This is a genomic window from Pseudomonas sp. UME65 (assembly GCF_014170225.1).
GTDB classification, from domain to species: Bacteria; Pseudomonadota; Gammaproteobacteria; order Pseudomonadales; family Pseudomonadaceae; genus Aquipseudomonas; species Aquipseudomonas protegens.
In genome coordinates this window covers 565,184-579,559 of sequence record NZ_LZZQ01000010.1, presented here as the reverse complement: position 1 = coordinate 579,559, position 14,376 = coordinate 565,184, and the positions used below count along the sequence as shown (strand labels likewise).

The following is a 14,376-nucleotide window of genomic DNA, read 5'->3' as shown; positions in this document are numbered from 1 at the left end:
ACTCATGATCAGACTGAAAATAAAGAAAAACTAATTATTAGTCAGCTAAGCATGCCCCTTGCCCGGAGGCAAGGCCTGTAAGGGACTGAATCGTTACAACATTGACGCACCCCTTCACATTTCAAACTCCGACTCCAAGGCCGCACGTACGCAATACAGCACCCCTTCCGGCACCCTTCCGGCAAACACCGGGATAACCTCGGCCACGGGCGGCAACTCGCCCTCGCCGTCGAGGAACGCATCCTGGATCTCTCCCAGCAGGTCTTCCGGCAAGTCCAGGGCCTGTTCCAGCGACAGCTGCTGCTTGCCGATGGCTTCGGCGAGCAGGGTGTAGACGTTCTTTTCCGTGCACTGCAACTGGCCGGCGATCTGCACCGGAGTCATCCCCGCGCGAGCCAGGGTGATCAGTTCATGGCGCAGGTCGGCAACCACTTTCGGCGCCTCGACACCGCCGCCGAGGACTTCGAGGAAGGCTGCGCCATAACGCTCCAGCTTGCGCGCACCCACGCCGCTGACCTCGGCCATTTCGGCCATGGAGCCGGGCTGGCTGCGGAGCATTTCGAGCAAGGTGGAATCGGGGAAAATGACATAAGGCGGCACCCCATGTTCTTCCGCCAGCTTGCGTCGCAGGGCCCGCAGCGCCTCCCACTGCTCGCGCTCCTCGCCCCGTACCAGCTGGCTGGCCTGGCTGGTGCTGCTCTTGGGGGTGGTTTGCGGCTTGAGATCACGACGCAACTCCAGGGTCACTTCGCCCTTGAGCAGCGGGCGGCAGCTGTCGCTCAGGCGCAGGCCGCCATAACCTTCCAGATCGATGTCGGCCAGGCCGCGGGCCACCAGCTGGCGGAACAGCGAGCGCCATTCGCCTTCGCTGCGGGCCTTGCCGACACCAAATACCGACAGGTGCTGATGGCCGAAACTGCGGACCTTTTCCGTGTCCTTGCCCAGCAGCACATCCACCAGGTGACCGACACCGTAGCGCTGGCCAGTGCGATAGATCGCCGACAGCGCCTGGCGTGCCGGCTCGGTGGCGTCCCAGGTCTGTACCCCATCGACGCAGTTGTCGCAGTGACCGCAGGGTTGCGGCATGTCTTCATCGAAATAGGCCAGCAGGGTCTGGCGCCGGCAACGGGTTTCCTCGCACAGGGCCAGCATCGCATCGAGCTTGTGCTGCTCAAGACGCTTGTGGCGCTCGTCGCCCTCGGAGTTCTGCAGCATCTGCTTGAGCATCAGCACGTCCTGCAGCCCGTAAGCCATCCAGGCGTCTGCCGGCAGGCCGTCACGACCGGCGCGACCGGTCTCCTGGTAGTAGGCTTCCAGCGACTTGGGCAAGTCCATGTGGGCCACGAAGCGCACGTTGGGCTTGTCGATGCCCATGCCGAAGGCAATGGTGGCCACCATGATCAGGCCTTCTTCGTTGAGGAAGCGCTTCTGGTGATAGGCCCGTAGCTCATTGGGCAACCCGGCATGGTAGGGCAGCGCGGTGAAACCCTGTTCGCAGAGAAATGCAGCCACTTCGTCGACCTTTTTGCGCGACAGGCAATAGACGATCCCGGCATCGCTGCGCCGCTCGTTGAGGAAGGCCTGCAACTGCTTGCGTGGCTGCTCCTTGGGCACGATGCGATAGAAGATGTTCGGCCGGTCGAAGCTGGAGAGAAAACGCTCGGCATCCTGCAGGTGCAGGCGATTGACGATCTCTTCCCGGGTGCGCTTGTCAGCCGTGGCGGTCAGGGCAATGCGCGGCACCTGGGGAAACATTTCCGCCAGCTGCCCCAATTGCAGGTATTCGGGGCGGAAGTCGTGGCCCCACTGGGACACACAGTGGGCTTCATCAATCGCGAACAAGGCGATTTCCAAGCTCTGCAGAAACGCCAGCATGCGCGGCTGGACCAGGCGCTCGGGGGCCAGGTAGAGCATCTTCACTTCGCCGCGCCGGATGCGCGCGGCCAGGTCACGCTGCTGCTCGGGGCTGAGGGTGGAGTTCAAGGCTGCCGCCGCGACACCGAGTTCCTCCAGGGTTGCAACCTGGTCGTCCATCAGCGCGATCAGCGGCGAAACCACCACCGCCAGCCCTTCGCGAAGTAGCGCCGGGACCTGGAAACACAGCGACTTGCCACCACCGGTGGGCATCAGTACCAAGGCATCGCCGCCGCTGGCCACGCGCTCAATGATCGCACCTTGGCGACCACGGAAACTGTCGTAGCCGAAGATGTCCTTGAGGACGCGTTGAGCCTGTTCGAGCATGAAAAACTCCAAAAATCGCTGAAATCCCTGGGGGCAGACTGGACGAAAAGCCGGCACGCTTCACCGACATTTGCGTTAGCGGACTTGTCCGGAACAGACGGCCAGCCTGCAGGGCATCACAAAACGCGCGAGTATACCCGACCCCTTCCCGGCAGAGGGCACCGACAATGGACCGCTGGTAACCTTTAGAACCGCTCAAATCGGCACCGCGGCTGGCTTGAGCGCGCAAGAAAGCCTAGAATTCAGCATCGTTTATTCCCCAAGGTAGCCGTCAATGTCCTTCGCTGAGCAACTAACCCGCCTGCAAGTCTTCCTCGATGCAGATGATCTGCACGACGAGGCGCTGGACTACGTGGCCGCTCACGGCTACCTGACCGCGCTGTCCATCTGCTCGGAAAGCGTTCCGGACCGTGAATGGATCGACGCCCTGTTCGCCGAAGAGCCGCACTACCGTGACGACGCCGAACGCGAAGCCATCGAGTCGACCCTGCTGGCCCTCAAGGCGCACATCGCCCGCCAACTGGCTTCCGACGAAGAATTCGAGCTGCCCTGCGAACTCGACCTGGGCGAAGACCCGGACGACTCCGACCTGCGCGGCTGGTGCATCGGCTTCATGGAAGGCGTGTTCCTGCGTGAAGCGGCCTGGTTCGAAACCGCCGAGGAAGAAGTCAGCGAGATGCTGCTGCCGATCATGGTGGGTTCCGGCCTGTTCGACGAACAGCCGGAGTTCTCCGACATTGCCAGCGATGCCAACCTGATGGACGACATGATCGTGCAGATCCCCGAAGCGCTGACCGCGCTGTACCTGCTGTGCAACGCCCCCGACGAAAAACCTGCACTGCTCAAGCCGCGCCACCACTGAGTCGTTGCCTATGGCCAAGCCCATAGGCCAACGCCCCCTGCTATGGCGTTACGTTCTGCTGGCCATCGGCTGGTCGAGCGTAGCGCTGGGGGTAGTGGGTATCTTCCTTCCTGTATTGCCTACCACGCCTTTCCTGCTGCTGGCAGCCGCCTGCTTTGCCCGTAGCTCGCCACGCTTCTACCAATGGCTGGTGCAACACCCGCGCCTGGGTCCGTGGATCCGCGACTATCTCGACGGCAACGGCATTCCGCTCAAGGGCAAGGTCTACGCCATCGGCCTGATGTGGTTGAGCATCGGTTTCTCCTGCTATCTGGTGCCATCGCCCTGGGCCCGGGGCTTCATGCTGACCAGCGCAGTGCTGGTGAGTCTCTATATCCTGCGGCAGAAGACCCTGCGGCGCTCCTGAAGGTTTGTGGGGTGGCCGGGAAGAGCGGAGCCCTTGCGCGCGCCATCACCGCCTGCGGCTCCGGATTCGGGAGCGGTCAGGATTTGGCGTGGTTGCGCTGGTAGGTGTCTTCGCCCATCGCGGCAATCTGCCCTTCGATCAGGGCCTCGAAAGGCCGCAATAGCGGTTCGAACGAAGCAGGTGCTTCCAGTACCTGCAATGCCTGCACGATCGCTTCCACAGTGGACAAGGCTCCCGGCCCCGGGGCCTTGCGCAGGCGATAGCGAGACTCCACCGCGCTCGCCAGGGTCACCCGTGGCAGCGCCGCCAGCAACGGATTGAGGTGCAGCAACTTGCGCGCCTTGCGCCAGGTGCCGTCGGGCACCACCAGCAGCAGCGGTGCATCCGTCTCGGCATAGGCCTGCAATGGCCGGGCATCATCCGCCGGGAACAGCAGGCATGCTCGATATCCGGGCTGGTCGAGCAACGCCGGCAGCTCCTCGAACACCTCCCCCACCACCAGTTCGGCGTTGTTCAGCCCCAGCGCCGCCAGACGTGCGGTGTTCAAGGCATGATTGACCTCACTGGGATGCTGCAACAACAGCACTCGGGTGCGGCTGGGTAGCTGGGGAATCAGCGGGCACAGACAATGGCCCGCAGGGCGCAGGCAACGCTCGCAGCGTGCTCGAGACATGGGACCTCCTTATGACTGGTTGAGCTGCGCCTTGAGCAGGTCGCGAAAGGTCTGGATCAGCGGCTCTCGACCGCGTCCGCGACGCATGATCATGGAGAACGGCGCCTGGTAGCCAAAGGTTGCCGGCAGCAGCACCCGCAAGTCGCCCTTGTCCGCCCAGGCCTGGGCGTAATGTTCCGGCAGGTAGCCGATGTAGGCGCCGGACAGCACCAGGATCAACTGCGCCTCCATGCTCTCCACCGTCGCCGCACTGTGCTTGAAGCCGTGCCGGGCCAGTTCGGCCTGGCTCCAGTAGCCGCGGCCGACCATGCGTTGCTGGGTGATCACCTGCTCGGGAATGCGCCGCTCGCTGTACAGCGGGTGACGGTTGCTGCAATACAGCCAATGCTGCTCGCGGTACAGCGGCATGTACACCAGGCCGCTCATGCGCGTGGAAAAGGCACCGATGGCCAGGTCCAGGCGATTGTCCTGCACCCCCAGTTGCAACTCGTGGGGGCTCATCACCGACAGGTGCAGGTGCACCGCCGGATGCTCCTGGCTATAGGCGCCGATGGCCTCGGCGAACGGCAGGGCCTTATCACTCACCGTGGAGTCGATCACCCCCAGGTTCAAGGTCCCGCGAAGCTCGCCCTTGAGGGCTGCGGCGTACTGTTCGAAACCTTCCAGCTCGCCCAGCAGGCGCAGGGTTTCCTGGTGGAACAGCTCGCCCTTGCTGGTCAGGCTGAAACCGCCCCGGCCACGGTGGCAGAGCACCAGGCCCAGGGATGCCTCCAGCTGGCTCATGTAGGTGCTGATGGCCGAGGTGGAAAGATTGAGTTCGTGCTGGGCGTTGGCGAACCCCTGATGCCGCACCACGCTGACGAAGATGCGCAATAGTTTCAGATCAGGTAAAGCGTTGGCCATGACAGGCTCCGATAACAGGCAAAACGACAACGTCCCTGCGGCGAGGGTGCGGGTTCTCGCCGAGCGGCAAAGCAATCCCGATGGCCTCCATGCCCGCTTTCAATCCAACCCTGCAACCCGGATAACGGCGGCTGCACCACCGGACGGGAGCAAGCTCCCTCGCCACCAAGGGCCTGGGGAGCAGCGCGGGAGTCTAGCGCGCCATCGGCCATTAGTTTAGAAAAATCTGAACTAAGTATTTGTTCGTAGCGATTCTTTCCCCGCACTACATTTCGCAGAATCGGCCCCACTCGGTTGCTCGGGCAGGATTCGCTGCGCCGTCGACCCCATAAATATAAAACAACGATGAGGCCTATCCCGTGGACAAGATTCTCCACCAACCACTGGGCGGCAACGAAATGCCGCGCTTCGGCGGCATCGCCACCATGATGCGTCTTCCCCATCTGCAATCCGCTGCCGGCCTGGATGCTGCGTTCGTCGGCGTGCCCCTGGACATCGGCACCTCGCTGCGTGCCGGCACCCGTTTCGGCCCGCGGGAAATCCGTGCCGAATCAGTCATGATCCGCCCTTACAACATGGCCACCGGCGCTGCCCCGTTCGACTCGCTGTCGGTGGCCGACATCGGCGACGTAGCGATCAACACCTTCAACCTGCTGGACGCGGTGCGCATCATCGAAGAAGCCTATGACGGCATCCTCGAACACAACGTGATTCCCCTGACCCTGGGCGGCGACCACACCATCACCCTGCCGATCCTGCGGGCCATCCACAAGAAACACGGCAAGGTCGGGCTGGTGCACATCGATGCCCACGCCGATGTCAACGACCACATGTTCGGTGAGAAGATCGCCCACGGCACCACCTTCCGCCGCGCCGTGGAAGAAGGCCTGCTGGACTGCGACCGCGTGGTGCAGATCGGCCTGCGCGCCCAGGGCTACACCGCCGAAGACTTCAACTGGAGCCGCAAGCAGGGCTTTCGCGTGGTCCAGGCCGAAGAATGCTGGCACAAATCCCTGGAGCCCTTGATGGCCGAAGTCCGCGAGAAAGTCGGCAACGGCCCGGTGTACCTGAGCTTCGACATCGACGGCATCGACCCGGCCTGGGCCCCAGGCACCGGCACCCCGGAAATCGGTGGCCTGACCACCATCCAGGCCATCGAGATTGTCCGTGGCTGCCAGGGCCTGGACCTGGTGGGCTGCGACCTGGTGGAGGTTTCGCCGCCTTATGACACCACCGGCAATACCTCGCTGCTGGGCGCCAACCTGCTGTACGAAATGCTCTGCGTACTGCCTGGCGTCGCCCATCGCTGAGACTCAGCACATGCTGCGCGCCGCCAGACCGTTTGCGGCGCAAAGCGGTACTACCCGCTTCATCTTTACCCCGTCCTCGGCTGCTGTTGCGCAATGCCTGCCAGGCATTAGCCGGGCCGATAAGGGGCCAAGGATGGTTCCGAGGTGCGGTGACGCATCCCGGACAACGCCGTCGTCCGCCCACATGGGGACGGCGCCGGATTGACTCATGACGTAGCCACGAAGCTGCGCATGCAAGGGGAGCAAGACTTCAGCCAGGAACGCGAAACCATTGGGTCTCGCACAAAACAACAAGGCCTCTGGCTGGCCTGTCACAACCATTTGTCCGCTGTGCCGGAAGGGCTGCCACCCCCTTAGCCAATGTGATCGGAGCAGATCATGAATAACAACAAAGAAAAAAACCCTAGCAACATCGCAACCAACAGGATCGGACAGATCCTCGAGCACCAGCGCGACACCAGGCCTTGCGACCTGTTTCGCCTGCCCCCCGGCCTGGCCAGCACCGCCATCGCCACTCTCGAAACTGCGCACTCCAGCATGGCCAGCCGCTGTACCAGCGGGCTGCTGGCAAGTCGCGCGCTACTGCCCGGATAACCTCCTGGAGCGGCCGGCCTCGCGATAGAGCCCCTGGGTCTTGCACAAGACTTGACCCCGCCTTCGCTGAGCAGCCAGCACCTGCATGAACCGTTTGTTTCACATAAAAAAGATAATCGGAGACACGCCACCATGGCTTTAGATCTATTTGTCGTACTCATCTATGCCGCCGGCATGCTCGTACTCGGCTACTACGGCATGCGCAAGGCCAAGACCCACGAGGACTACCTGGTGGCCGGCCGCAACCTGGGCCCGACCCTGTACATGGGCACCATGGCCGCCACGGTCCTGGGCGGTGCCTCCACCGTCGGCACCGTGCGCCTGGGCTATGTCCACGGCATTTCCGGTTTCTGGCTGTGCGCCGCCCTGGGGGCGGGGATCATTGCCCTGAACCTGCTGCTGGCCAAGCCGCTGCTCAAGCTGCGCATCTTCACCGTCACCCAGGTGCTGGAGAAGCGCTACAACCCCATGGCCCGCCAGGCCAGCGCAGTGATCATGCTGGCCTACGCGCTGATGATCGGGGTGACTTCGATCCTCGCCATCGGCACCGTTCTGCAAGTGCTGTTCGGCCTGCCGTTCTGGGTTTCGGTTTTGCTGGGCGGCGGCGTGGTAGTGGTGTACTCGGCGATCGGCGGCATGTGGTCGCTGACCCTGACCGACATCGTCCAGTTCGTGATCAAGACCGTGGGCCTGATGTTCATCCTGTTGCCGATCTGCCTGTACCGCGTAGGCGGCTGGGATGAGTTGGTGGCCAAGCTGCCAGCGTCCAGTTTCAGCTTCACCGCCATCGGCTGGGACACCATCATCACCTACTTCATGATCTACTTCTTCGGCATCCTGATCGGCCAGGACATCTGGCAACGGGTGTTCACCGCCAAGACCGAGAAAGTCGCGCAATACGCCGGCACCCTGGCGGGCTTCTACTGCATCCTCTACGGCCTGGCCTGCGCCCTGATCGGCATGGCCGCCCATGTTCTGCTGCCGGACCTGGACAACGTCAACAACGCCTTTGCCGCCATCGTCAAAGCCTCGCTGCCGGACGGCATCCGTGGCCTGGTGATCGCTGCGGCGCTGGCCGCCATGATGTCCACCGCCAGCGCCGGCCTGCTGGCCGCCTCCACCACCCTGACCGAAGACCTGCTGCCAAGGCTGCGCGGCGGCAAGCAATCGAGCCTGGGGATCAACCGCCTGTTCACCTTCCTCACCGGCATCGTGGTGCTGGGCATTGCCCTGGTGGTCAACGACGTGATCAGCGCCCTGACCCTGGCCTACAACCTGTTGGTGGGCGGCATGCTGATCCCGCTGATCGGTGCCATTTTCTGGAAACGCGCCACCACTGCCGGCGCTATCGCCAGCATGGGCCTGGGCTTCGTCACGGCTCTGGCCTTCATGTTCAAGGACGGCCTGGATGCCAACACACCGATCTACTACAGCCTGGCCGTGGGCCTGGTGAGTTTCGTGGTGGTGAGCCTGGCTTCCCGGCGCCCTGCGCCCCTGGCCAACGCAATCTGACGTGAAGCCGGAGGTCTGAAGCTTTTCTTCGACGGGTGCGGCGTCGGTGGCCGCACCCGTTTTTTTTCGCCTGGCAAAAGCCTCGCGGCACCGACGGGCAAAGCCCGCAGCCATTTTCGTCAGGACCATGAATGGACGAATGGTTACCCCGCCGGAAAAAAACCTGTGCTGTACTCAGATCCAGCGACGACTGTTCCCGCAGGAAAACAGTACAAGGATCGCTGGCCGCCTCAGTGCACGCTATCGCTTCACCCTTGGATGGGGTCATAAAACAATAAGAGCCTCTCCCTGCCCCGAGGTGTTTATGGACCGTTTCTCCATCCAGCAAAGCATCCGTCATGCCATCGATGCACAAATGGCCCAGAAGTGGCCAATCCCGCCCTGCCAGGCCCGCGAACACGACAGCTACTCCCTGGACCTCAAGGCCCTGCTGCACAGCCTGGAGCGAGAGTTCAACATTCGCCTGGATCCCGACCGCGACCTGTATCGAATCAGCAGCATCAGCGAGCTGAGCCTGTTCATCCTGGAAAAGACCCGCGCCGACGCTGCCCGTCCCGCCTGACCTGCTGTCGTATGGGGAGCAACGCAGATGAATCGGGCCCAAGCGCGCGCGGCAGTGCACCTGCTCATTCGCCACTGGCTGGATGAGCCTGTGGATTTCGATGACCAGAGCGGTCTCTCTGAACTGGGGCTGGACAGGGATGATATCGAGGCGCTGCTGTGGCGCCTGGAGGACAGGTTCGACCTGGGTGTCTTGCCCCGTGAAGAGCAGCGAGCGCTCGGGCAGTTGGAAAGGGTGGATGACCTGGTGCAATGGTTATTGGAAAAGGCCCGGCAAAACCAGGATTGACCCGATTGCCCCAGGCCTGTGGCCCAGCGACTGCCGGCTAGAAAACATCCGCGAGAGCCGGAGCCTGCACTCCGCTCTCGCCTCTGCTTCAGCGACGACGTTGTTGACGGCGCCGCAGCTCTTCGTCGGTAGGAATCGGCACCGGTTGCAGCGGTGGCTCGATCAGGCCCAGTGCGACGCCAAGGTCGTGCAGCCAGCTTTGCAGTTTATCTTTCATAGTGCCCCCTCAGGGTCGTGCCGAGCGGCGATACTGCGCCGCCTCAAGCAGATAATAGCCCTATCTTTTCCAGCGCGCTGCTGCGCAATGGCAATGAACTGTTACTGGATTAAAGCCAATGGCCATCGGGTGCTCAAGCATGGGCCCGAGCCTGCTGCGCAAGCTGCACGCCAGCGCCCTGTTGCAGCTCGATCCAGGCATTGAGATTGGCCCCGACCATGCCCTTGCGCCACATCAGCCAGGTAGTGGCACGGGCAAAAGGCTCGGCCAAGGCATGCACCGCCACGCTTTCGCGCCCCGGCAGGCTGTCGAGCATCGACTGAGCCATCAGCGCCACCCCGGAACCGGCGATCACACAGGCCAGCATGCCCTGATAGGACTCGATCTCCATGGCCCGCCCCATCGCGGCGTGGTAGTGGGCAAACCAGGATTCCAGACGCATGCGATAGGAGCAGCCCTGGCGAAAGGTGAACACCGCACGGCCCTCCACGTCCCGGGCCGTACGCACCGGCGGATGGTCGGCTTCGCTGATCAGTACCAGGGTCTCGTCGCACAGGGGCACGCCATCCAGGCCTGCCAGCTCCAGCGGCCCGTCCACCAGGGCCGCATCCAGGCGCCCGGTGAGCAAGCCTTCGAGCAACTCGCCGCTGGGCCCGGACTGCACCTGCAGGTTCACCGCCGGATAAGCCCGGTGATAACGCGCCAGCAACGCAGGCAAGTGAATCGCCGCGGTGCTGTACATGGTGCCCAGGACAAACTCCCCGGCCGGCTGACCGCCCTGCACCGCGGCATGGGCCTCATCGTGCAAGGCGAACAGGCGCGCGGCGTAATCCAGCAGCACCTTGCCCGCCGGCGACAACTGCAGGCGCTGACGCTCGCGCAGGAACAGTTCGACCCCCAGTTGCTCCTCCAGTTGCTTGAGCCGGGTCGAGAGGTTCGACGGCACTCGGTGCAGGCGCTCGGCGGCGCGAGTGATGGAGCCTTCCTCGGCCACGGCCTGGAAGATGCGCAATTGGCTGAACTCCATGACTTTCTCCAAAACTGAACAAGTTACTCAATATTATTCATTTTTAAAGAAAGTCAATCAGTCCTAGCCTGACGGTCATTGTCCCCATCGATGGAAAGCCGACCATGTCTCCCCTGCTCCGCCTGCTCGCCAGCTTCATTGCCCTGATGATGGCCATGGGCATTGGCCGCTTCGCCCTGACCCCGCAACTGCCGCACCTGATCAGCGAAGGCCAGGTCGACCTGACCGCCGCCGGGCTGATTGCCGCCGCCAATTACCTGGGCTATTTCCTCGGAGCCCTGGACGCCATGTTCGCCCGGCGTCCGGCCCAGGTGCGCCTGCGCCTGCTGGGCGGCTTGTGGCTGTGCGTGCTGCTGACCCTGGCCTCGTTCTGGGCCCAGGGCTTCTGGCCGCACCTGCTGCTGCGCTTCGGCACCGGGGTGGCCAGCGCCTGGGTGCTGGTGATGATCACGGCCCTGAGCCAACCCCTGGCCCAGGCGGCGGGCCGGCCACGCCTCGGGGCCCTGGTGTTCGCCGGCCCGGGGCTGGGCATCATGCTCACCGGGCTACTGGCCCTGGGCTCCAATCTTCTGGGGCAAAGCTCGGCCAACCTGTGGCTGCTGTATGCCGCGGTCGCCTTGTTGATGCTGCTGGTGATCCTGCCGATCCTGCCCCCGGCCTCGGCCTCGGCGCGCCCCAGTGGCGAAACGCAGAGCGCCTGCGCCACTGAGCACAGCGTGGCGCGCCTGGGGCTGGTCTACGCCCTGTATGGCGTGGGCTACATCATCCCCGCGACCTTCCTTTCGCAGATGGCCAATGCGCGCTTCCAGGGCCAGTGGCAGGCCGACCTGTTCTGGCCCGGTTTCGGCCTGGCCGCGGCCGTGGGCGTGGCCCTGGCCAGCCTGCGTCGGCACACCCCGCACAGCACCCGGCAATGGCTGATGGCGACCTTGTGGCTGCAGGCCGCCGGGGTCTTTGCCTGCCTGCTGGGCAGTGGCCTGGGGCTGGTATTGGGCGTGTTGCTGTGCGGCACGCCGTTCCTGGCCTGCATGCAGCTGGTGATGCAGCGCTCCCGGGAACTGGCACCGCAGTCGGCCCAGCGCAACGCCGGCCTGCTCACTGCCTGCTTTGCCGTGGGCCAGTTGAGCGGCCCGTTGCTGGCCGCCCTGAGCAGCCACTTCAGCGGCGACCTGCAACTGGCGCTGGTGGTGGCGGGCTGCGGCTTGCTGATCGGCGCCAGCCTGCTCTGGCAACTGCGACCAAGGGCACAGCGCTGTGCGTTCGTCTCGTGAAGCGCGGGCTACAACAAGCGCTGGATCCGCCGCCGCAGCCACTGTTCGGCGCTGACGAAGGTAATACCCAGCAGCACCAGCATTGCCCCCAGCACGAAGTTGAGGCTCAAGGGCTCGCCCAGTAACAGCACGCCGAAGGTCACGCCGAACATCGGGGTCATGAAGGAAAACACTGCCAGGTTCGCCGCCAGATAACGCCGCAGCAGCCAGAACCAGGTCAGGTAGCTGAAGAACGATACCACCAGCCCCTGGAACAACACGCTGGCCACCGCTACCGGAGTCAGGCTGACCTGGGTCACCTGGCCGCTGAGCACGGCGATCAGCAACAGGCCGACGAAACCGACGATCAACTGATAGAACAGGGTCAGGGTCGCCGGCGCCTCGGACAGGCGCGAAGCCCGCACCACCACTGTGGTCGCGCCCCAAGCCAGCCCCGCCAGCAATCCCAGAATGTCGCCCAGGAGCATGCGCCGGTCCAGGTTGTCCAGGGAGATCCCGCCGGCAAAGGCAATGCTGATGCCGATAAAGGCCAGGACGATCCCCAACCATTGCAAGGGCCGCAAGCGTTCGCTGGGCAACAGCCAATTGACCCCAAGGGCGGTGAAGATCGGTGCGGTGTAGAGAAACACCGACATGTGCGCGGCACTGGTGAGCTTCAGGCCTTCGGCGATAAACAGGAACTCCAGGCCAAACAGAGCGCCGGCCAGCAAGCCGCCGCGCCAGGTACTGGAAACCTGGGACCAGCCGCCTTTCCAGCACATCAGTAGAGCCACCAGCAGCGCCGAGATCCCCGAACGGGCGGCCGCCTGCATGATGGGCGCGATGTCCGCCGCGGCCCACTTGATCATCACCTGCTGCACGCCCCAGATCAGGCACAGCCCCAACATCACCTGCAGGGCAAACCCATCGGCGTTGCGCCGTTCGATGCTCACCGCCATACCTCACATTGATTCAATGACATGACCCCTACCCGAAATAAAGAACTGCCGCCGCGCCTGACGGGTCCCCTGGAGCAGACCTAGTTCCCGCCGTTTGCGCCTGGCGCCCAGCGGCAGGCACAGAAGACGCCGAAACTGCAGGCCAGGGCACTGGCCAGCATGCCCCAGGCCATGTCCAGCAGCGCCAGGGAAGCCGACCAGCCCTGCAAGGTCGCCCAGTTGCTCAGGTCATAAGTGCCGTAGGCCACCAGCCCGAGCAGCGCCCCCAGGCACGCAGCCCGGCGCCAGCCGCCCTGCTGCAGGGCGGGCCGCACGGCGAACAGCAGGCAACCGCTAACGTAGAGGAGGTAGAACAGCGCTGCCGGCAACAGCCGTGGCTGTTCCAGCAGCAGCGCCCCCAACTGGGCCCGGTAGGTTTCGCCCATCATCAGCCCCAGCCAGAGCGCGTCGAGTAGCAGGAACGCCAGCAAGGTGGCGAGCCAGGCAACCAGCGTGGTTTTCATAAGCCTCGCCCGCCGCATGAAGTGAGTCTCAGCTTAGCTCGATACGATCCGCGTGAATGACAATCTGGCCCTGCTTGTAGAGGGCACCGATGGCCTTCTTGAAGTTGCCCTTGCTAACCCCGAACAAACTGCTGATCAAGGCCGGGTCGCTCTTGTCGCTGACCGCCAGCGAGCCATCGTTTTCCCGCAACTTGGCGAGGATCTTCGAGTTCAGGCTGGTGGCCGCCTGATCACCGACAGGTTGCAGACTCAGGCTGATCTTGCCGTCGGCGCGCACTTCCTTGATGAAACCTTTCTCTTGCATCCCCGAGCGCAGGAACTTGAACACTTCGTTCTTGTGGATCAGGCCCCAGTGCTTGTTGTTGATGATGGCCTTGAAGCCCATGTCGGTGGACTCGGCCACCAGCAAGTCGACTTCCTGGCCGGCCTTGTAGTTGGCCGGCGTCTTGTCCAGGTAGCGGTCCAGACGGGCCGTGGCGGTGATACGGCGAGTGTGCTTGTCCAGGTAGACATGCACCACGCAGTATTCGCCGGCGTTCATCTGGCGCTTTTCCTCGGAGTACGGCAGCAGCAGATCCTTGGGCAGCCCCCAGTCCAGGAACACCCCGATACTGTTAACTTCGACGACTTTAAGACTGGCGAACTCACCAACTTGAACTTTCGGCTTTTCGGTAGTTGCGATTAACTTGTCAGCACTGTCCAAGTAAACAAAAACATTCAGCCAGTCTTCATCTTCACTGGGAATGTCCTTGGGGATATAACGATTGGGCAGCAATATTTCGCCGTCTGCCCCACCGTCCAGATACAAACCAAAGTTAGTGTGTTTAACCACTTGCAAACTGTTGTAACGCCCGACTAAAGCCATTTCCAATACCCTCATTGCGTGGGCGGCATTCTACCTGTTTTCCAGGCCTGCGTTGACGCTCCTGAATCGCTGGCCACGAAATCCTTGATTTTTCTGGCGTTCCCGGCGCTCAACCGGCCGCTCGTCAGGCAAACAGCCGTGCATAGAGCCTTTGCGGAGCACAGCGAGAGGGCATTTTTTTCGATGGGTCCTTAGTTAAAACAG

The 14,376-nt window shown here is 63.0% G+C and carries 16 protein-coding genes and 1 pseudogene; 9 read left to right on the top strand and 8 right to left on the bottom strand.

The window, feature by feature from the left end:
• Window positions 1–114: 114 nt before the first annotated feature.
• Window positions 115–2,241 carry a DNA helicase RecQ gene (gene recQ / locus A9971_RS10395; RefSeq protein WP_065363346.1) on the bottom strand — a complete coding sequence of 709 codons (2,127 nt, stop codon included), beginning with the start codon at window positions 2,239–2,241 and terminating at the stop codon, window positions 115–117.
• 274 nt (window positions 2,242–2,515) lie between these two features.
• Here recQ and A9971_RS10390 point away from each other — a divergent pair, with 274 nt between their 5' ends.
• Both A9971_RS10390 and A9971_RS10385 read left to right on the top strand, forming a co-directional pair.
• Window positions 2,516–3,103, top strand: coding sequence for a YecA family protein (locus A9971_RS10390; RefSeq protein WP_011059916.1), 588 nt, complete (start codon window positions 2,516–2,518; stop codon window positions 3,101–3,103).
• 10 nt (window positions 3,104–3,113) lie between these two features.
• Window positions 3,114–3,509: a YbaN family protein gene (locus A9971_RS10385; protein ID WP_011059915.1), complete on the top strand. Its 396-nt coding sequence runs from the start codon at window positions 3,114–3,116 to the stop codon at window positions 3,507–3,509.
• Between the two features lie 76 nt (window positions 3,510–3,585).
• On the opposite strand, the gene A9971_RS10380 is transcribed toward A9971_RS10385, so the two are convergent.
• Together A9971_RS10380 and A9971_RS10375 are read right to left on the bottom strand one after the other, a co-directional pair.
• A complete protein-coding gene (locus A9971_RS10380) occupies window positions 3,586–4,182 on the bottom strand; it encodes a tRNA-uridine aminocarboxypropyltransferase (protein WP_123473790.1) in 597 nt (198 codons plus the stop codon).
• A gap of 9 nt (window positions 4,183–4,191) precedes the next feature.
• Complete coding sequence (locus tag A9971_RS10375; protein WP_011059913.1) at window positions 4,192–5,085, bottom strand: LysR family transcriptional regulator; 894 nt, start codon at window positions 5,083–5,085, stop codon at window positions 4,192–4,194.
• Between the two features lie 359 nt (window positions 5,086–5,444).
• On the opposite strand from A9971_RS10375, the gene speB reads away from it, so the two are divergent.
• The 6 genes and pseudogenes from speB (at window position 5,445) to A9971_RS10350 (ending at window position 9,351) form a co-directional block, all read left to right on the top strand.
• Window positions 5,445–6,395: an agmatinase gene (speB, locus tag A9971_RS10370; RefSeq protein ID WP_011059912.1), complete on the top strand. Its 951-nt coding sequence runs from the start codon at window positions 5,445–5,447 to the stop codon at window positions 6,393–6,395.
• 165 nt (window positions 6,396–6,560) lie between these two features.
• A pseudogene (locus A9971_RS32895) lies at window positions 6,561–6,752 on the top strand (DUF4440 domain-containing protein); the annotation flags it as partial.
• 21 nt (window positions 6,753–6,773) lie between these two features.
• Complete coding sequence (locus tag A9971_RS10365) at window positions 6,774–6,989, top strand: hypothetical protein (protein WP_019093738.1); 216 nt, start codon at window positions 6,774–6,776, stop codon at window positions 6,987–6,989.
• Between the two features lie 132 nt (window positions 6,990–7,121).
• Complete coding sequence (locus A9971_RS10360; protein ID WP_011059911.1) at window positions 7,122–8,501, top strand: sodium:solute symporter; 1,380 nt, start codon at window positions 7,122–7,124, stop codon at window positions 8,499–8,501.
• A gap of 304 nt (window positions 8,502–8,805) precedes the next feature.
• Window positions 8,806–9,063 carry a phosphopantetheine-binding protein gene (locus tag A9971_RS10355; protein ID WP_183000564.1) on the top strand — a complete coding sequence of 86 codons (258 nt, stop codon included), beginning with the start codon at window positions 8,806–8,808 and terminating at the stop codon, window positions 9,061–9,063.
• 27 nt (window positions 9,064–9,090) lie between these two features.
• Window positions 9,091–9,351 carry a hypothetical protein gene (locus A9971_RS10350; protein ID WP_011059909.1) on the top strand — a complete coding sequence of 87 codons (261 nt, stop codon included), beginning with the start codon at window positions 9,091–9,093 and terminating at the stop codon, window positions 9,349–9,351.
• 88 nt (window positions 9,352–9,439) lie between these two features.
• Here the strand turns inward: A9971_RS10350 and A9971_RS32890 are convergent, their stop codons facing one another.
• Window positions 9,440–9,568 (bottom strand): PA1414 family protein, encoded by a 129-nt coding sequence (locus A9971_RS32890; protein WP_011059908.1) that lies wholly within the window; start codon window positions 9,566–9,568, stop codon window positions 9,440–9,442.
• 133 nt (window positions 9,569–9,701) lie between these two features.
• A complete protein-coding gene (locus A9971_RS10345) occupies window positions 9,702–10,595 on the bottom strand; it encodes a putrescine utilization regulator PtrR (RefSeq protein WP_011059907.1) in 894 nt (297 codons plus the stop codon).
• 104 nt (window positions 10,596–10,699) lie between these two features.
• Here A9971_RS10345 and A9971_RS10340 point away from each other — a divergent pair, with 104 nt between their 5' ends.
• Window positions 10,700–11,866, top strand: coding sequence for a YbfB/YjiJ family MFS transporter (locus tag A9971_RS10340; protein ID WP_183000563.1), 1,167 nt, complete (start codon window positions 10,700–10,702; stop codon window positions 11,864–11,866).
• Window positions 11,867–11,874: 8 nt separating this feature from the next.
• Here A9971_RS10340 and A9971_RS10335 read toward each other — a convergent pair whose 3' ends face one another.
• The 3 genes from A9971_RS10335 to A9971_RS10325 all read right to left on the bottom strand — a co-directional run bounded on the left by A9971_RS10335 (window position 11,875) and on the right by A9971_RS10325 (window position 14,172).
• Window positions 11,875–12,798 (bottom strand): DMT family transporter, encoded by a 924-nt coding sequence (locus A9971_RS10335; protein ID WP_183000597.1) that lies wholly within the window; start codon window positions 12,796–12,798, stop codon window positions 11,875–11,877.
• 86 nt (window positions 12,799–12,884) lie between these two features.
• Window positions 12,885–13,307, bottom strand: a complete 423-nt coding sequence (locus A9971_RS10330; protein ID WP_053149681.1) for a DUF2177 family protein — start codon at window positions 13,305–13,307, stop codon at window positions 12,885–12,887.
• 28 nt (window positions 13,308–13,335) lie between these two features.
• Window positions 13,336–14,172, bottom strand: coding sequence for a S1 RNA-binding domain-containing protein (locus A9971_RS10325; RefSeq protein ID WP_183000562.1), 837 nt, complete (start codon window positions 14,170–14,172; stop codon window positions 13,336–13,338).
• Window positions 14,173–14,376: the final 204 nt, after the last annotated feature.